Raw genomic sequence first — 18,774 nt, 5'->3', positions numbered from 1 at the left:
ATCTGGAACGGGNCGGCCACCTTGTCATCGGCCAATCGACGGCCGGCGGCGACGGGCTGATCGCCGCCGATTTCGCGCAGCCCCGCGCCGCCGACGCCGTGTGGGCCGAGGCGCTGGAGCGCGCCGGTGGCCGCATCGACGTGCTGGTCAACAATGCCGGCGTGTTCGAGGCCGCCGACATTGACGATGCCGACGGCTTTGCGGACACCTGGGCCCGCAGCCACGCCATCAACCTGCAGAGCGCCGCCGATCTGTGCCGCCATGCCGTGCTGCATTTTCAGGCCAACGGTGGTGGCCGCATCATCAATGTCGCCAGTCGCGCCGGCCATCGCGGCGATTCGCCCAAGCACTGGCATTATGCGGCAGCCAAGGGCGGCATGCTGGCACTGACCAAGACGATCGCCCGCGGCTATGCCGCGCAGAATATCCTCGCCTTTGCCATCACGCCCGGTTTCACCATGACCGGCATGGCGGAGGAATATCTCGCCAGCCGCGGCGGCGACAAATTGCTGGCCGACATTCCGCTGGGCCGCGTCGCCATGCCGGACGAAGTCGCCGAAATGATCCGCTGGCTCAGCCTGGAGGCGCCCGCCTCGATGACCGGCGCCACCCTCGATATCAACGGCGCCTCCTATGTGCGCTGAACGGGACATCTGACATGCCGAACGTGACCGTGGTGGGCGCCCAGTGGGGCGATGAAGGCAAGGGCAAGATTGTCGACTGGCTGTCGGCGCGGGCCGATGTGGTGGTGCGATTCCAGGGCGGCCACAATGCCGGGCACACGCTGGTGGTCGGCAACCAGACCTACAAGCTCTCCCTCCTGCCCTCCGGCATCGTGCGCGGCACGCTTTCCGTTATCGGCAACGGCGTGGTGTTCGATCCCTGGCACTTCCGCGACGAGGTCGCCCGCATCGCCGGCATGGGCGTGAACATCACGCCGGAAAATCTGGCCGTGTCCGAAACCTGCCCGCTGATCCTGCCGCTGCACCGCGACCTCGACGCGCTGCGCGAGGATGCCATGGGCGCCGGCAAGATCGGCACCACAAGGCGCGGCATTGGCCCGGCCTATGAGGACAAGGTGGGCCGCCGTGCCCTGCGTGTCATCGATCTGGCGCATCTTGACGAGATCGGCCCGCAATTGGAGCGCCTGCTCGCCCACCACAACGCCCTGCGCGCCGGTTTCGGTGTGGCGCCTGTGGACGCCGATGAACTGAAGGCCCAGCTCGCCGACGTGGCGCCGGCCGTGCTGCCCTATATCCAGCCCGTTTGGAAACGGCTGCGCGACGCGCGCTGGCGGCGTGACCGCATCCTGTTCGAAGGCGCGCAGGGCGTGCTGCTCGACGTCGATCACGGCACCTGGCCGTTCGTCACCTCATCAAACGTCGTCGCCGGCCAGGCCGCTGCCGGCTCGGGCATGGGGCCGGATGCCACCGGTTATGTGCTCGGCATCACCAAGGCCTACACCACCCGCGTCGGTTCCGGCCCCTTCCCCACTGAGCAGGACAACGATGTTGGTCAGCGCCTGGGCGAACGTGGCCACGAATTCGGCACCGTCACCGGCCGCAAGCGCCGCTGTGGCTGGTTCGATGCCGTGCTGGTGCGCCAGGCCATTGCCGTGGGTGGCATCACCGGCATGGCGCTGACCAAGCTCGACGTGCTCGACGGGCTGGAGACGGTGATGATCTGCACCGGCTATCGCCTCGACGGCGAAGTGCTCGATCACCTGCCCGCCCATCCGGCCGACCAGGCCCGGGTCGAACCCATTTACGAGGCGTTCGAAGGCTGGAGCGAATCGACAGCCGGCGCCCGCAGCTGGGCCCAGCTGCCGGCCCAGGCAATCAAGTATATCCGCCGCATCGAGGAATTGACCGAGTGCCCGGTGGCGCTGGTCTCCACCTCGCCGGAGCGCGACGACACGATCCTGGTGAAGGACCCGTTCCGCGATTGACGGCGGGCCGCCCGCGCGGCCATCCGACGGCAGGTTCATCGGTGACGAAAGTCTTGCAGAAATCTTGCCAGACTTCTGTCAAGGCACTTGCCAAATCGTAAATTTCTTCCAAAGTGGTGACAGTCATGCGCCGCACTGGCGGATGCTGCATCCTCACGGGTGTCAGCAACCGTTCGGCTGATGGACCTGACCAGCGCGACAGGGGCAAATGCCGCTCTCGCCATCTGGCCAGGGCAGTGTAGCCAATGGCAACGAAGTGCCGGATTTGCCGGTCAACTGCAGGCCCGGGCGGGCCTGCGTGACCGGATGGCCAACTGCCTGTCGCGACCATCTGCGTCTGTTTGCCCGACGATTGGGGGGCAAGGGCAGCACAGATGATCGCGACAGTTTCGACATCGCCAATGGCGTGCCGGAACAGCCGTGCGGTTGACTGTTCCGGTGCAGCGTTTGCGGCAACCTGGGCCGCGCTGCGTTACGCAAACTTGGGGTGTTGGCGTTCAGAATGTTTGCGGGGGACATCATTGCGGGGGCGTTTCTGGGCAGTTTCACCTGCCTTGCGCCGGTCCACGACAACGCCAGCACGGTGCGTTGTGCCAATCAACCGGCGATCGTCCGGCTGATGGGCATTGATACGCCCGCCATGCCCGCAACCTGTAAACCCGGCGAATATTGTCCGCCCGGCGATCCCTGGGCCGCCCGCGACGCGCTGCGCAACCTCACATTGGGTCGCCCGCTCGCCTGCGAAGCCGAAGCCACCGATGCCGAAGGCCGCACCCTCGCCCGCTGCCGGGTGGAAGGGGTTGATCTGTCATGCGCGATGCTGGCCAGCGGCTATGCCGTGCCAAGCCGCACCGCCGGCGATTGCGATTGCACCCCGGTGCGGCCGCGCCCGGCCGTGCTGCGGACGGACGGATTCCGCAAGAGCCTGCCGGCCGCCGGCCAGATCATCTCGATGGAAGCTGCCAATACCCCGCCGGAACCACCATCGCGGGTGGCGCTGTCGTCACTGCCGATCAGCGATGCGCCCTGGTCACTGCCGGTGGCCGGCGCCATGGTGATGGTCGGCCTGTGGATGGCGATGGCCAATCTGGCGCTGCTGCAACTGGCGCACGAACGCTGGCCGTCGCGCCAGCGCTGGGGCGCGCCGATGGACAGGCTTGATCCCTGGCTGTTTCTCGGCTTGGCCGCGGCGGGTGCCTCCCCCGCGGCCTGGACAGCGCTGTTTACCCGCCATGCCGGGCGCCAGCGCGAAAGCCTGCAATCACGCCTGGTCGGCATCACCGGCCTGCAGGTGGGCGTGGTGCTGGGCGTGCTGTGGTGGTGTTTCTTCAGCTGAACCGATAGACCATGGGGCATGTCGCTTGCCCCAATCATGTTGGCTGCCGCTGCCAGCTTTTCCTGCGTGAATCCCAGCCACCATGACGGCGACAACATGCGCTGCGCCAATGTGCCGGGATCGCTGCGCCTGCAAGGCATAGATGCGCCGGAGATGCCGGGCGCCTGCCGGCCGGGCCGGACGTGCGTGGAGGGCGACCCGTTCGCCGCACGCGATTATCTGCGCAGCCTGACCCAGGGCCGCGATGTGCAATGCGTGCTGGAAGACACCGACTCCTATGGCCGCCGTATCGTCAATTGCACGGCGGATGGCGTGAACATCAGTTGCGCGATGATCGCCGGCGGCATGGCGGTGCCGCGCTATGCCCCGCTGGATTGCAGCGACGGGGCGGTGGCGGCGCGCCCTGCCCCGGCGCAAGCGCGCGCCGAACCCGCACCGGCCGCGCTTCCCGAACCGGAACGCGTCATCGTTCCCGCTGACACCCCGGTCATTGCTGCCCCGCGCAGCGCCAGCACATCGGGCAACAGCCGCATCGCCCTGCTGCTGCTGGCGGCGCTGCTGGTGATCAATGCCATCACCTGGAGTCTGTTCGCGCTCGACAAGCGTCGCGCCCGGGCCGGCCGTTCCCGCCAGCGCATCGCGGAATCGACGCTGCTGGGCTGGGCGGCGCTCGGCGGCTCACCGGCGGCGTGGCACGCCATCAATCATCTGCGCCACAAATCCGCCAAGGACAGTTTCAAGGGCGGCCTGCTCGTCATCAGCGGCGTGCAGGCCGGGCTGATGCTGGGCGGCCTTTACTGGTGGCTGGCTGGGTGATGCACCCGCTGCATCAGCGCCATCGGGCAAATTGATTGGCGCCGGCGCGGACGCCAGCTTATGGGGGCGGCATGAGCCATGATTTCGACCTGTTGGTGATTGGTGCCGGTTCGGGCGGGGTGCGCGCCAGTCGCATCGCTGCCGGGCATGGCGCGCGCGTGGCGGTGGCCGAGGAATATCGGGTGGGCGGCACCTGCGTGATCCGCGGCTGCGTGCCCAAGAAACTGCTCGTCTATGGTGCCCATTTCGCCGAGGACCTGGAAGATGCCGGCCGCTTCGGTTGGCAGATCGAGGGCAAGCGTTTCGATTGGCCGACGCTGCGCGACAATGTGGCGGCCGAGGTTGACCGGCTGAATGGCCTTTACCAGGCGACGCTCGACAACAACCGGGTCACCACGCTGCTTGGCCATGCCACGCTGATCGATGCCCATACCGTCGAAGTTGCCGGCCAGCGCCACACCGCCGAGAAGATCCTGATCGCCAGTGGGGCGCGGCCCTTTATTCCTGACGTGCCGGGCGCCGAGCATGGCATCACCTCCAACGAGGTGTTCCATCTGCCCGCCCTGCCCCGCCGCATCGTCATTGCCGGCGCCGGCTATATCGCTACCGAATTTGCCGGCGTGTTCCACGAGCTGGGCGTCGACGTGACGTTGATCAACCGCAGCGACACCATCCTGCGTGGCTGGGAGCCGGCGCTGGCTGATCGGCTGCTGCACATCAGCATGGCCAAGGGGCTGAACTTCAAGCTCAACTGCCGTCTGGAACGGGTCGAGAAGCGGGAAGACGGCCTGCGCCTGCATTTCACCGACGGCAAGAAACTCGATACCGATCTGGTGATGTGGGCGCTGGGCCGGGTGCCCAATGTCGAGGGCCTGGGGCTGGATGCGGCGGGCGTGTCCTTGAATGAAAAGGGCGCCATCGCCGTTGATCCCGACAATCGCACCAACGTGCCCAACATCTTCGCCGTCGGCGATGTCACCGACCGCGTGCAGTTGACCCCGGTCGCCATCCGCGAAGGCCATGCCTTTGCCGACAGCCAGTTCGGCGGCAAGCCGTGGCGGGTGGATTATCGCGCCATTCCCTCGGCCGTCTTCTCCAACCCGCCGCTGGGCAGCGTCGGCATGACCGAAGCCCAGGCCCGCAATGCCTTCGGCGAGGTGCGTGTGTTCACGTCGGACTTCCGGCCGATGAAGAATGTGCTGGCCGGCCGCAACGAGCGCGCGCTCTACAAGCTTGTGGTCGATGCCGCGACCGATCGCGTGGTGGGCGCCCACATGATCGGTCCGGACGCGCCGGAGATCCTGCAAGCCGTCGCCATCGCCGTGAAGGCCGGGCTGACCAAGGCGCAGTTCGACGAGACCATGGCGCTGCATCCGACGATGAGCGAGGAGCTGGTGCTGATGCGCTGAAGCGCGGCCAGCGCGCGTGCCGCGCGCGGACTCGCGCAAAGCCGGCCGGGCTGGCTGCCGGCCGTTACCGCCAGGACCGCTCCCTTGCGCCCCATGGCAAAATCTGTGCAAAGCACCCCCGTCATGACCAAGAACTGGACCCCCGACAGCTGGCGCGCCTGCGAAGCCCGGCAACTGCCCACTTACCCGGATGCGGCCGCGCTCAAGGCCGTGGAAACGGAACTGCGGTCCTATCCACCGCTGGTGTTTGCTGGCGAGGCCCGCGATCTGACGACGCGGCTGGCCGATGTTGCGGCCGGCAACGCCTTCCTGCTGCAGGGCGGCGACTGCGCCGAAAGCTTTGCCGAATTCCACCCCAACACCATCCGCGACACCTTTCGTGTACTGCTGCAGATGGCGGTGGTGATGACCTTCGCCAGCAAGATGCCGATCGTGAAGGTCGGCCGCATGGCCGGGCAGTTCGCCAAGCCGCGCTCGGGTGATTTCGAGGAGGTCGATGGCGTCTCACTGCCCAGCTATCGCGGCGACAATGTCAACGATATCGCCTTCACCGAAGCCGCGCGCACGCCCGATCCGCAGCGCATGATCCGCGGCTACCTGCAGTCGGCGGCGACGCTCAACCTGCTGCGTGCCTTTGCCAGCGGCGGCTATGCCAATCTGCACCAGGTCCACAAATGGAACCTGGACTTTGCCGCGCGCAGCCCCTGGGCCGATCAATATGCCCAACTGGCCGATCGCATCGGCGAGGCGCTGGATTTCATGGCCGCCATTGGCCTGTCGCCCGATACCGTGCCGCAACTGAAGGGCACCAGTTTCTTTACCAGCCACGAGGCTCTGCTGCTGGGCTATGAAGAGGCGATGACCCGGCAGGACAGCCTGACCGGCGATTGGTACGACACCTCGGCGCATATGCTCTGGATTGGCGATCGCACGCGCTTTGCGGGCAGTGCCCATGTCGAATTCCTGCGCGGAGTCGGCAACCCGTTGGGCCTGAAATGCGGGCCGAGCCTGGAAGCCGATGACCTGATTCGCCTGCTCGACACGCTGAATCCGGCGAATCAGCCCGGCCGAATCACCCTCATCACCCGATTCGGTCATGACAAGGTGGATGCCAATTTGCCCCGCCTGATTCGCGCCGTGACGCGTGAAGGGCGAAATGTTTTGTGGAGCTGTGACCCGATGCACGGCAACACGATCAAGGCTGCAGGCGGCCTGAAGACCCGTCCGTTTGACAGGATTCTTGCCGAAGTGACCCGGTTCTTCGCCATTCACCGGGCCGAGGGCACCCATGCTGGTGGCATCCATCTGGAGATGACCGGACAGGACGTGACGGAGTGCACCGGCGGCGCCATCGCCATTTCGGATGAGGGCCTGGCAAGCCGCTATCAGACGCAGTGCGATCCGCGCCTGAATGCCAGCCAGTCCCTTGAAATGGCGTTCCTTATCGCCGAAGCCCTGAAGGCCGAACGCGCCGCCCTGGCGAGCAGCGCCGCGGCCTGATCCAGACCACATTGTGACGCCGGCAGCGCCCGGCCAGCCCCCATCCGGCTGGCCGGGCGCAACGCGTTTGGGGCACGACTGACCGCAGGATGAGCGGGGTCGCGGTTACACTTTTGCAGCAAATAGAATCTAACGAATCTGAAACGATCATGGTTGAAAATGATTCAGCACGCTTTTTGAATCGCGTTTACATTTTTCACACCAATACGGAATAAGCAGCCGTTGAAACCGGATGTTTCTGTGTTTTGGAACAGAAGGTTAACGAAAGATTTTCTTGTCTGATTCTTTGGACAAGTAAAGGGTTCGTTACTAGTTGCTTGGCGTAACCGGTTATTTACTGAAATTCAGTGCGCGTTAACGACGGTAAAGATGGCGTTGCGTGTGTGAAGGGGCAAATCACAATGGCTCTGTTGCGTGGTCGAGTGGCTCACGACGAACTGGTTCGAGACGATGTGGGCGTTGTCTCGCGCTTTGATCAGCGTCTGGACGATGCCGGCGGCATTTCGGCGCTCGGTCGTCCCGATGGCGCCCCGGCCACGCCGGCAGCGGCCCCCGCGCCCGTCACCGAACTGCTGGTGCAATTCCGCGCTGGTGCCAGTGCCGCTGATCAGGCCTTGGCGATCAATAAGGCTGGCGGCACTGACGCCGCCGTGATCCGCAGTGCTGCCGATGGTGATCTGCTGGTGATCAAGGTGGCCAGCGGCCACAGCAGCGAAGCGGTGATGAACGCGCTGTCGCACAACCCCAATGTTGCCTATGCCGAAGCCAATTCGGGCATTGCCGTGCAGGGCACCAACGATCCGCGTTACACCAGCGGCAGCCTGTGGGGCATGTATGGCGACACCACCACGCCGACCAATGCCTTTGGTAGCCAAGCCGCTGAAGCCTGGGACCGCGGCTACACCGGGTCCACCAAGACGGTGGTTGGCGTTATCGATACCGGCATCGATTACACCCATCCCGATCTTTATCTGAACATCTGGCTGAACCCCGGCGAAGTGCCGAAGAACCTCGGCCTCGTCGATACCGACAGCGATGGACTGATCACCTTCCGCGATCTGAACAATGCCGCCAATGCCGCTGCCGTGAAGGACGTCAACGCCAACGGCCGCATCGATGCCGGCGACCTGCTCAACGACGTGCGCTGGGAAAATGGCGTCGACAACGACGGCAACGGCTACAAGGACGATCTGATCGGCTGGAACTTCGTCACCAACACCAATGATCCGATGGACGGCAACGGCCATGGCACCCACGTGTCGGGCACCATCGGCGCGCTCGGCAACAACGGGGTTGGCGTCGCCGGTGTCAACTGGGCAGTCCAGATGGTGGCGCTGAAGTTCCTGCCCGACAGCGGTTCGGGCACAACATCGGCGGCGATCAGCGCCATTGATTATTACACCAATATTGCCAAGGCCTATGATGCTGGTCCCGGCAACTATGTCGGCACCAACAACAGCTGGGGCGGCACCAGTTCGTCGCAGTCGATGCTTGATGCCATCGTGCGCGCCGCCAAGCAGGATCTGCTGTTCGTGGCCGCGGCTGGCAATGGCGGCAGCGATGCCGTTGGCGACAACAACGACACCACCGGCTATTTCCCCACCAATTACAACACCCAGGCCGCTGCGGGCTGGGACAATGTGATCTCGGTGGCCAACATCACCTCGACCGGTGCCAGGGCCGGATCGTCCAACTATGGCAAGACGACCGTGGATATCGGCGCGCCGGGCAGCTCGATCGTGTCAACGACGCCGGGCGGCAATTATGCCTCGTACACCGGCACTTCGATGGCGACACCGCATGTCACCGGTGCGCTTGGCTTGCTCAGCGCCTACAACGAGTCGCTGACCGGCGCGCAGTTGAAGGCCCTGCTGCTGCAGACCGCTGAAGCCACCACCTCGCTCACCAACATCACGGTGACCGGCGGCCGTCTCGACATCAATGATCTGATCACGGCGGGTCTCGGCCAGACTCCTGCTCCGGCACCTGCACCGGCGCCGGCTCCGGCTCCGGCACCGGCGCCTGCGCCTGCCCCAACGACCGCCACCGTGATTTATGGCACCGAAGGCTCAGACAAGCTGGTCAACGGCACTGCAGGTGACGATATCATCACCGGTGTGCCGACGAGCAGCACCAGGCTGGGCAGCTTCACCGTCGACGTGCTCACCGGCAACGCGGGCAACGATATCTTCGTGCTGGGGGATGGCCGCGGCCGCTTCTATGACGATGGCCGCGCTGGAAACCGCGGGGCCGGCGACTATGCCCGCATCACCGACTTCACCGCCGGTGACAAGATCCAGCTGGCCGAAGGCACCTACTTCCTCAGTCAGGGCTCGCTCGGTGGTTTCACCGGCATGCGCATCATGTTCGACAGCAACGGCAACGGGAAGTACGACACGCTGGATGAAATCATTGCCCTGGTCCAGGGCACCAAGACGGTGACAATGGCCGATTTCATCTTCGCCAATCAGGGCGCCGGCGCCACCAGCGTGGCCAGCGTCAGCTTTGTCGACGGCAGCAATGTCAGCGCCGATCCGGCCGGGTTTGACGCCAGCGGCTTCAGCGCGGCCGACGTGTTTGCCGCCGACGGCGCCCACAGCTTTGCCGCCGCCGGCCTTGATCACGGCCGCCTGAACTGGGCCGATCTGGCCAATACCAACATCATGATTGCTTGACGGAGCGCGGCAGGCGCCGCCACCGTCATGGGGTCACGGCGCACGCGCCGTGCGGGGCGGGGCTGGCCGGGGAAACCTGGCCGGCCCTTTCCGCCTTTGCCCCTCTTCCTTCTGGCAATGGCGGTGGCGGGGAGCGCTGGCAATGATGGGCTTTCCATCTGCCAGAGGCTGCCACCATGCCCTATCCGCTGCCCAATGCCGCCCTTGATCTAACCGGGCAAACCGCCATTGTCACCGGCGCCTCGTCCGGCCTGGGTGCGCGCTTTGCCCGCGTGCTGGCTGCGGCCGGCGCCACGGTGGCGCTTTGCGCCCGCCGTGCCGACAGGCTGGAGGCGCTGGTGGCCGAGATCAACGCCGCTGGCGGCCGCGCCCACGCCTTCCAGATCGACGTCGCCGATCAGGCGCAATGCACTGGCCTGGCCGAAACCGTGGAGGCGGCGCTGGGGCCGGTGTCCATCCTGATCAACAACGCCGGCATTCCCGATGCGGCGCGGGCCCACAAGGTCAGCCCCGCGCTGTACAACCAGGTCATGGCGGTGAACGTCAACGCGCCCTGGCTGCTCTCCACCAGCCTTGCCGCGCGGCGGATCGCCGATGGCAAGCCGCTGCGGATTGTCAACATCGCCTCGATGGCCGCGTTCGAATATGCCGGCCAGGGCGCCGCGCTCTACAGCATGACCAAGGCCGCCGTGGTGCGGATGACCGAGGTGTTGGCGGTGGAATGGGCGCGGTGGCCGATCAACGTCAACGCCATCGCACCGGGCGCCTTTGCCAGCGAGATGATGGACGGGATGTTGAGCCGCATGGGCGACATCACCCAGCATTTCCGCCGCAAGCGCCTGGGCGATCCGGCAATGATGGATTCGACCCTGCTCTACCTCGTCGCCCCGGCCAGCGAGGCGGTGACCGGCACGGTAATCAAGATCGACGATGGCCAGTCCAACCGCTGAGGAACCGATGATGACGTACGAAACCATCCACATCGAGCAGCGCGGCCCGGTTGACTGGCTGACGCTCAATCGACCCGAGGCGCTGAACAGCATCAACAACCAGATGGTGGCCGATCTGTCGGACTATTTCGGCAAGCTTTTCCACGCCAGGCACACCCGTATCGTGGTGATGAAGGGCGCTGGCCGGGCGTATTCCGCCGGGCTCGACATCAAGGCGCAAGGCAGCGAGCCGGCACCCTTTGCCGGCGGTTTCGGTTTCCAGGGCTGGCTGGCGGACGTCTATGTGAAGATGCGGCGCTGCCCGCAGCCGATCATCAGCCTGATCCACGGCCCGGCCTGCGGCGGCGGCTTTGCCTTCGCGCTGGCCAGCGATATCCGCATCGCCGCCCAATCGGCCCGCATGAACGCCGCCTTCATCAAGCTGGGCCTGTCCAGCTGCGACATGGGCGTGTCCTATTTCCTGCCACGGCTGGTGGGGGCGAGCCTGGCCGCCGAGCTGATGATGACCGGCCGCTTCATCCATGCCGACCGCGCGCTCGCCACCGGCCTGGTGAGCCAGGTGGTGCCGGATGCCGAGTTGGATGCCGCTGGCGAGGCACTGGTGGCGGAGATGCTGGCCACTTCCCCCATTGGTCTCAGGATGACCAAGGAGGGCCTGGGCTTTGCCATCGACGCGCCCAGCCTGGAGGCCGCGATGGCGATTGAAAACCGCAACCAGCTGATGTGCGCCGCCAGCGACGACTTCAAGGAAGGGCTGGCCGCGTTCCTGGAAAAGCGGCCGCCCAACTATTCCACGCTCTGAACCACCGCACTTCACGCTTCCTTCACCATAATAGGCTAACTACCTCGATAGTGGTTGCTTTTGTCGATCGAGGAGGTCGTGGTGGCGTCTGTTGTAAAGCTTGCAGTGGCGGGGTTGCTTGCCCTTGCCTCGGCACATGCTGCCAGTGCGGCTGTGGTCAATTTCGAAGACAAGCAGGCCTTCTACTGCTTCGATGCCAACACCAGCAGCGGCGGCCTCAACTATTCGCTGGGTGGAGGGGTCGATTGCTATTACAGCACATCCAACCCCGCTGATTTTCCGACCCTGCCGCCGTCCACCGTGATGGCCAGCGGTTTTGGCGACACCACATTCAGCCGGCCCGGCAATGGGTTGTTCAGCGTGGCATCGGTGGATCTCGCCTTCGGTCCGTTCGGCCATTCTGGCCTTCAGACCGACACGACGCTGGTGACCGGCACCTTGTTCGACAACAGCACCATCTCGACCGTGCTCAACGTCGGCTTTGGCTTCCAGACTTACCAGCTGGGTTGGTCGGACCTGAAGTCGATCAGTTTCAGCCTGCTGCAGGGCGGCGGCGAATATCTGGCCTTCGACAATCTGGTTTATACTACGGGCGTGCCGGAACCGGCGAGCTGGATGTTGCTGCTGGCCGGCTTTGGCCTGGCGGGCGGTGCGCTGCGTCGCCGGCGGTTGGCTGATCGCGTGGTCAGCTGCTGATCTTTTTGCGTTAGGGTGAGGGGAAAGGGGCGGCGCCTGGCGTCGCCCCTTTTTGTTGTGAGCCTCAGCTGTCGACCCGCGCCATCAGGCCGACCGTGTCAATCTTCTGCTGCTGCTCCCAGCGCGCCCGCGCGGCATCACTGCAGAAGCGGCTTTCCCCGATGTCCATGCGATGGCCGCCCTGCGCTGCCGGCAGGCCGCTGCGCACGCTGCGCTCGGCCAGGCTGACAACGATGCGCACTGGCCCGGCCGGCGTTTCGATCAGGCCGCAGATGCCGGGCTTGCCCTCCCCATCGAGTCCGGCGATCGGCGCGAGGATGGTGCCGTCGCCCTTGCCGTTGCTGCGGGCCAGGGCTTCAGCCCGCCGCGCGGCGACCTGTTCGGGCGGCAAGTCCGGCGCGCAGGCCGTGAGCGGCAGCAGGAGGAGCAGCAAGGTTCGAACTGGTCGCGACATGTGGCGGAATTAGCAGACGCGCCGGTGCCCTGCCCCGCCGGCATGTCGTCGCGGGCCGGCCTCAGGCTGGTTGGCTGGCCATCTTCTGCAGCATCTCACCCATCATCTGGTGAATCATGTTGATCGCCTTCAGCGGGCGCACCATCACCTTGAAGTGCGTGATCTGGCCGTCATCATTCCAGGTGATCATGTCGATGCCATTCACCTTGATGCCGTTGATGGTGTTGGTGAATTCCAGGATGGCGCTGGTCTGGTTCAGCCATTGGCCAACATAGGTGAAGCCATCGCCGCCCAGCACATTGCCGGCGCTGGCCAGATATTTGAACACGATCGGCCGACCCACCTGCGGCGTGTGCACCACCGGGCTTTCAAACACGCAATCGGGGTGCAGCATGTCCCACAGCAACTGCTGGTCATGTGCGCCCATGTGGTCGTGCCAGCGGGCAAGATTTTCGGCGGTGGTGGGCATGGCAAGCGCTCCTTTGCAGGCGAGCTTAACCGGAAAGCCCACCCCCAGCCCCTCCCGCAAGCGGGAGGGGAGCCGCCGCCGGCCGGCTTGGCCTACTCGGCGGCTTCCGGCCGGAACGCAGCGCCACCCGGCAGTTCGGCAATCTCCGCCGCGCCGCGCCGCGATCGGACGCGGGCGCCCAGGCTTTCGATGCCGAGATAGACCACCGGCGTGATGAACAGGGTGAGCACCTGGCTGACCACGAGGCCGCCGAGCACGGCAATGCCGAGCGGCTGGCGCAACTCGGCCCCGGCCCCGATGCCCAGCGCCAACGGGGCGGCCCCGGCCATGGCGGCAAAGGTGGTCATCATGATCGGCCGGAAGCGCTTGGCGGCGGCTTCGCGGATGGCATGGGCGGGCGTCCAGCCCTGCTCGCGCTGCCCGGCCAAGGCAAAATCGATCATCATGATGGCGTTCTTCTTGACGATGCCGATCAGCAGCACGACGCCGATGATGCCGATCACGTCCAGCGGCATACCGAAGAGCCACAGGAACATCACCGCACCGATGCCGGCCGCCGGCAGGCCCGACAGGATGGTGATCGGGTGGATGAAGCTTTCGTAGAGCACGCCCAGCACGATGTAGATGACGATGATCGCGGCCAGGAACAGGATCGGCATCGACTTGGTGGAGGCTTCGAACTGCTGCGCATTGCCGCCCAGGGCGCCGGACACACCGGTGGGCTGGCCAATATCGTTTGCCGCCTGCTCGATCAGCGGCTTGACCTGGCTCAGCGCCACGCCCGGCGCCAGGTTGAAGGAGATGGTGACAGCCGGCAGCTGGCTCTGGTGGGAGATCGATAGCGGCGCGCCTTCCACCCGGACGTGCGACACCGCTGCCAGCGGGATCAGGCTGCCATTGGCGCCGCGCACGGTCAGCCGGCCGATGGCATCGGGGTTCATCTGATCCTTGGGATCAATCTCCATGATGACCTGATAATCATCGACGTCGGTGAAGATGCGGCTGATCTGCTGGTTGCCATAGGCGGCCAGCAGCACCCGGCGCACGGCTTCGACCGGCACGCCAAGGCGGGCAGCCGCGGCGCGGTCAACTTCGACATAGGCCTGGCGGGCGCCGCGCTGATAATCGCTGTTCACGTCGAGCAGGCCGGGAATGCCCCGCATCGCCTGCTCCAGCTTGGGCGCAAAGCCGTAGAGCGTTTCCTTGTCTACTGCCGAGATGGTGTATTGATAATTGGTCGGACTGGGACGGCCGCCCAACTGCAAATTCTGCGGCACGTTGGGGAAGGCATTGAAGCCGGGGATGCCCATGGCCGCCTTGCGCAACCGCTGCTGGACCACTTCGATCTTGTCACGCTCGTCGCGCGGCTTCAGCGGCGCAAACATGCGACCACGGTTCCCATCGCCGCCCATGATCGAGTTGACCCGCGCCACTGCCGGATCCTTGCGGACGATGGCGGCAAGCTGGTCCTGCTTCTTCACCATCTCATCATAGCCAAGATCAGGCGCAAATTCGGTGCCAAAGAACACGCTGCCCGTGTCCTCGGTCGGGAAAAAGCCCTTGGGCACGACGGTGAAGCCCCAGATCGCCACGATGACCGACGCGACGGTGAGGCCGCCCACAACCTTGCGGTGCTGCAACGTCCAGTCCAGGCCCTTCACATAGGCCGAAGTGAGCCGGGCAAAAGCCGATGTGGTGATGCGGGCGACGCGCCCCGGTTCCTGGTGGCCGGATTTCAGGATGCGTGCCGCCACCATCGGGATGAGGGTGAGCGAGAGCACTGCCGAAACCGCGATCGACACCGTCATCGTCACCGCGAACTCGTTGAACAGCCGGCCGATGATGCCGCCCATGAACAGCAGCGGGATGAACACGGCAACCAGGCTCACCGAGATCGACAGCACGGTAAAGGCAATCTCGTTGGCGCCGATGACCGCGGCGCCGCGCGGCTCCTCGCCATCCTCGGTGTGGCGGACGATATTTTCCAGCACCACGATGGCATCATCGACGACGAAACCCGTGGCCAAGGTGAGGGCCAGCAGCGACAGATTGTCGAGATTGAAGCCGAAGAAATACATGCCGGCAAACGTGCCGATGGCCGCCACCGGCAGCACGATGGCCGGAATAAAGGTGGCGCGGGCATCGCCAAGCACGAGATAGATGACCAGGATGACGAGGAAAGCGGTGCCGGCCAGCGTCACCTGCGCATCGAACACGCTTTCGCGCACACTCTCGGACCGGTCGACAATCTCGCTGATCTCGACCGACGGCGGCAGGGCTTCCCGCACCGACGGCATCACCGCGCGCACGGCGTCCACCAGCTTGACGACATTGGCGCCGGGCTGGCGGCTGATCGCCATGGTCAGCGCCGGTTCGCCGTTGAACTTGGTGCCGCCGCGCAGCCGTTCATAGCTGCTGATCACACTCGCAACATCGCCAACCTTGACCGGCAGTCCGTTGCGGTTCGCGATGATGATGTTGGCGAAATCCTCGGGCTTCGCCATGTTGCCCGAGGCATCCAGCGTGAAATTGCGCGGGCCGCCGGTGATGCTGCCAACAGCGATGTTGCTGTTGGCGGCTGAAACGGCGCTGCGCAGATCGTCAACCGTGAGGTTGCGCGCCGCCAGTGCCTCCGGGCTGAACTGGATGCGCACGGCAAAGCGCCGATCACCAAACACGAATACCTGGCCGGCGCCTGGCAGGGTGGAGAGCCGCGGCGTGATCAGCGTGTCGACCAGGGTCTGCAGTTCGTTCATGGCCCGCGTCTTGTCGCGGACCGAGAGGATCAGCACCGGCTGATCGGCCGGGTTGATCTTGCGGAAACTGGGCGGGCTCGGCATCTCCGGCGGCAGCCGCCGGGTGACGGCCGACAGCACCGACTGCACGTCGAGCGCAGCGGAATCAATGTCGCGATCAAGCGCGAACTGCACGGTAATCTGGGTGGAGCCGGTGTTGCTGGTGGAGATCACCTGCTCGATGCCGGAAATGGTCGACAGCTGCCGCTCAATCGGCGTTGCCACCGATGCGGCCATGGTGCCGGGGTTGGCGCCGGGCAGGCTGGCCTCGATCTGGATGGTCGGCAGGTCCACCTCGGGCAGCGCCGACACCGCCAGCTGGCGATAGCCGAACAGGCCGCCGAACACGATCGCCAGCGTGAGCAGGATGGTGGCGACCGGCCGCTCGACGCAGAGGCGAACAAAGCCCATCAGCCGGCGCTCCCCGCCGGTGCACGATCAGGCGATGCGGCCATTTGCGGCTTTCCCGGCCCTTTCAGGCGCACGGCATCGCCATCGCGCAGGCGGGCCAGCGCATCGACAACCACCTTTTCGCCCGGCTTGAGCCCGCTGGCGAGATAGACCTTGCCGCCCAGGCGGCCGGCGACCACGACATCGCGCATCTGCACCTTGCCGCCGCCGCCCTTGCCGGCAGGCGCCTTGCCATCGGGACCATTGCCGCCAGCGGACACCGCCCACACGAACGGCGCATCGCGGCCGGTCTGCACGGCACCTTCCGGCAGGGCGATGTGCGGGGTGGCCCGGCCCAGCGGGAACTCCACATCGACAATGGCGCCCGGCCACAGCACGTCGCCTTCGTTGCGAAACTCTGCGCGGGCGGCGACGCCGCCGTTGCCGGGATCGATATTGTTGTCGAGGAACACCAGTCGGCCGGTGGCCAGCACCTCGCCGCTCTGGCGGTCACGCGCCACCACAGCGCCGCCGCTGTTGGCGAGCAGCAGGCGCGCCTGCTGCACATTGGCCGCCGGCACCAGGAAGCGGACGTGGATGGGGGACAATTGGTTGATCGTCACCAGCGCCGTCGCGTCGCCCTGACGCACATTGGCACCCAGACGGAAGCCGAGTTCCCCTGTCCGCCCGGAAATCGGCGCGGTGACGGTGAGGAAGGACAACTGGGTTTCGGCGGCCTTGACCTGGCCGCGGGCGGCATCGATCTGGGCGCGCGCGGCATCGGCTGCGGCCCGTCGTTGATCAACCACGGCCGCAGAAATGAAGCCCTTGCCCACCAGCGCCTGAGCGCGGCTGTATTCGGCCCGGGCCTGGATCTCGGCGGCAATGGCGCTGGCCAGCCCGGCGCGGGCCTGCTGGACATTGGCCTGCGCCTGGCGGGCATCGAGACGGAACAGCAATTGCCCGGCGCGGACATTGGCGCCTTCGCGGAACGCGATGCCGACAATCTCGCCATCGGCGCGCGGCCGCACGGCCACGCTCTGGCTGGGGGTGACGGTGCCAAGCGCCAGCAGGGTCGGCGCAAAATCCTCCATGGCCACGGTCTGCGCTGCCACCAGCTGCGGCGGCCGCTTCATGCCCCCCTTGCCGTCCTTGCCGTCGCCGCTGCCCGAGCAGGCGGCAAGGCAAAGCGACGCAACGGCAAGCACGGGGGCAAGCACAGTGCATGCGCCGCGGCGGCGGAAGAAGGAGGCAACCATGGTCATCGTCTTGCAGTCCAAACCCTTACGCGCTCTTCAGGGCATTCCCCCGCGCGATTTTGTGCGCGGCCCCGATAGGCTTCTTTGTGTTGCGGCGCAAATACGTCGTTGCCGCACGGAGACCGATCAAGGGCCCCTGGTCAGGCCCGCAATTTCCAGCCTGATTTCACCAGGCGATAGCAGACCACCCACAGAACGGCGTTCGTGATGGCCAGCAGCACGGCCGATTGACCAAGCGGCCCGTCCGACACGCCGATGAAGCCGGCGCGAAAGCCGTCGATGATGTGGAAGAAGGGATTCATATGGGCGATGCTGGCGACCGTCGGCCCCAGACGCTCCACGGCATAGAAGGTGCCCGACAAGAGGGTGAGCGGCTGGATCACGAAGTTGGTGGCAGCCGCGGCATGATCGAACTTGTCAGCCCAGATGCCGGTGAGGATGCCGAGCAGCGCCAGCAGCAGCGCGCCCATGGTGCCAAAATAGACGATGAGCAGTGGGTTGCGGATCGGCACATCCACCCCCGGCGCCACCGCCATCACCGCCCACACCGCACAGCCCACCAGCCAGGCCCGCGTCAACGCGCCGCCCACCCAGGCCAGCATCAGCTCCCCGGCCGATAGCGGCGGCATCAGCACATCGATGATCGAACCCTGCACCTTGGCGACCAGGATCGACGACGAGGTGTTAGCAAAACTGTTCTGGATCATGCCCATGATGATCAGACCGGGGCCCAGAAAATCGGCGTAGGGAACGCCCAAAATCAACGTCTTGCCGCGACCAAGCGCGACCGCGAAGATCACCAGGAACAGCAAGGTCGTCACCGCCGGCGCCCAGATGGTTTGCAGCTGCACCTTGAAAAAGCGGCGCACCTCTTTCAGATAGAGGGTCTTCAACCCCTCGCTGTTGAGCCGTGCGATCACCGGCACCCCGGGTTCCGGGTGCGCGGGCAACTTGTTATCGGCGTGCATCATCGCTAGGGGCTTATGCGTGAACGCGCCGCCTGCCAAGAGGGCGGTTGCACAACAGAAAGCGAATTTTCGATGGCCTGGACCGACGAACGCATCGCCAAGCTGAAGCAGGGCTGGGAAGGCGGCATGACCGCCACCCAAATCGCTGAAATGCTTGGGGAAGGTGTCACCCGCAACGCCGTGATCGGCAAGGCGCACCGCCTCGGCCTGGAGAGCCGGCCGTCGCCGGTGAAGGCCACCGATGCCGCCCCGGCCCCAGCAAGGGCGGCGGCGCCGGCACCGGCCCCGGCCAGTGTGGCACCGCCGC

Annotated in this window: 16 protein-coding genes; 11 read left to right on the top strand and 5 right to left on the bottom strand. The window is 65.5% G+C overall.

Annotation, left to right across the window (positions count from 1 at the left end; all coding sequences use genetic code 11):
- Positions 1-2 precede the first annotated feature (2 nt).
- From GJ693_RS06455 to GJ693_RS06410, 10 genes are all read left to right on the top strand, one after another.
- A complete protein-coding gene (locus GJ693_RS06455; RefSeq protein WP_235902702.1) occupies positions 3-644 on the top strand; it encodes an SDR family NAD(P)-dependent oxidoreductase in 642 nt (213 codons plus the stop codon).
- Positions 645-658: 14 nt separating this feature from the next.
- The gene (locus GJ693_RS06450) at positions 659-1,948 is read left to right on the top strand and encodes an adenylosuccinate synthase (protein WP_156255504.1); all 1,290 of its coding nucleotides are present in this window, start codon (positions 659-661) and stop codon (positions 1,946-1,948) included.
- Between the two features lie 502 nt (positions 1,949-2,450).
- Positions 2,451-3,284, top strand: a complete 834-nt coding sequence (locus tag GJ693_RS06445; protein WP_156255503.1) for a thermonuclease family protein — start codon at positions 2,451-2,453, stop codon at positions 3,282-3,284.
- Positions 3,285-3,302: 18 nt separating this feature from the next.
- Positions 3,303-4,100, top strand: a complete 798-nt coding sequence (locus GJ693_RS06440) for a DUF1294 domain-containing protein (protein WP_197042004.1) — start codon at positions 3,303-3,305, stop codon at positions 4,098-4,100.
- Between the two features lie 71 nt (positions 4,101-4,171).
- Positions 4,172-5,509 carry a glutathione-disulfide reductase gene (gene gor, locus GJ693_RS06435; protein WP_156255501.1) on the top strand — a complete coding sequence of 446 codons (1,338 nt, stop codon included), beginning with the start codon at positions 4,172-4,174 and terminating at the stop codon, positions 5,507-5,509.
- A gap of 123 nt (positions 5,510-5,632) precedes the next feature.
- The gene (locus GJ693_RS06430) at positions 5,633-7,009 is read left to right on the top strand and encodes a class II 3-deoxy-7-phosphoheptulonate synthase (protein ID WP_156255500.1); all 1,377 of its coding nucleotides are present in this window, start codon (positions 5,633-5,635) and stop codon (positions 7,007-7,009) included.
- Between the two features lie 401 nt (positions 7,010-7,410).
- On the top strand, positions 7,411-9,684 hold the full coding sequence (locus GJ693_RS16810) for a S8 family peptidase (protein WP_197042003.1): 2,274 nt from the start codon (positions 7,411-7,413) through the stop codon (positions 9,682-9,684).
- Positions 9,685-9,860: 176 nt separating this feature from the next.
- Positions 9,861-10,634: an SDR family NAD(P)-dependent oxidoreductase gene (locus tag GJ693_RS06420; protein ID WP_156255499.1), complete on the top strand. Its 774-nt coding sequence runs from the start codon at positions 9,861-9,863 to the stop codon at positions 10,632-10,634.
- Between the two features lie 7 nt (positions 10,635-10,641).
- A complete protein-coding gene (locus GJ693_RS06415) occupies positions 10,642-11,436 on the top strand; it encodes an enoyl-CoA hydratase/isomerase family protein (protein ID WP_156255498.1) in 795 nt (264 codons plus the stop codon).
- 153 nt (positions 11,437-11,589) lie between these two features.
- Positions 11,590-12,132, top strand: a complete 543-nt coding sequence (locus GJ693_RS06410; RefSeq protein WP_156255497.1) for a PEPxxWA-CTERM sorting domain-containing protein — start codon at positions 11,590-11,592, stop codon at positions 12,130-12,132.
- Between the two features lie 64 nt (positions 12,133-12,196).
- Here GJ693_RS06410 and GJ693_RS06405 read toward each other — a convergent pair whose 3' ends face one another.
- The 5 genes from GJ693_RS06405 to GJ693_RS06385 all read right to left on the bottom strand — a co-directional run bounded on the left by GJ693_RS06405 (position 12,197) and on the right by GJ693_RS06385 (position 18,470).
- Positions 12,197-12,565: a hypothetical protein gene (locus GJ693_RS06405; protein ID WP_156255496.1), complete on the bottom strand. Its 369-nt coding sequence runs from the start codon at positions 12,563-12,565 to the stop codon at positions 12,197-12,199.
- An 82-nt stretch (positions 12,566-12,647) separates the two neighbouring features.
- Positions 12,648-13,055 carry a nuclear transport factor 2 family protein gene (locus GJ693_RS06400; protein WP_156255495.1) on the bottom strand — a complete coding sequence of 136 codons (408 nt, stop codon included), beginning with the start codon at positions 13,053-13,055 and terminating at the stop codon, positions 12,648-12,650.
- A 92-nt stretch (positions 13,056-13,147) separates the two neighbouring features.
- Complete coding sequence (locus tag GJ693_RS06395; RefSeq protein ID WP_156255494.1) at positions 13,148-16,261, bottom strand: efflux RND transporter permease subunit; 3,114 nt, start codon at positions 16,259-16,261, stop codon at positions 13,148-13,150.
- Positions 16,261-17,448 (bottom strand): efflux RND transporter periplasmic adaptor subunit, encoded by a 1,188-nt coding sequence (locus tag GJ693_RS06390; RefSeq protein WP_197042002.1) that lies wholly within the window; start codon positions 17,446-17,448, stop codon positions 16,261-16,263. Before GJ693_RS06390 ends, GJ693_RS06395 begins: the two co-directional genes overlap by 1 nt.
- 191 nt (positions 17,449-17,639) lie before the next feature.
- A complete protein-coding gene (locus GJ693_RS06385) occupies positions 17,640-18,470 on the bottom strand; it encodes an ABC transporter permease (protein WP_408014546.1) in 831 nt (276 codons plus the stop codon).
- 69 nt (positions 18,471-18,539) lie between these two features.
- On the opposite strand from GJ693_RS06385, the gene GJ693_RS06380 reads away from it, so the two are divergent.
- On the top strand, positions 18,540-18,774 hold a 235-nt coding region (locus GJ693_RS06380; RefSeq protein ID WP_235902700.1), incomplete at its 3' end, for a GcrA family cell cycle regulator.

This window comes from Sandarakinorhabdus oryzae, from assembly GCF_009733735.1.
GTDB lineage: Bacteria > Pseudomonadota > Alphaproteobacteria > Sphingomonadales > Sphingomonadaceae > Sandarakinorhabdus > Sandarakinorhabdus oryzae.
The sequence above is the reverse complement of the archived record's forward strand: the minus strand, read 5'-3'. Positions and strand labels throughout refer to the sequence as shown.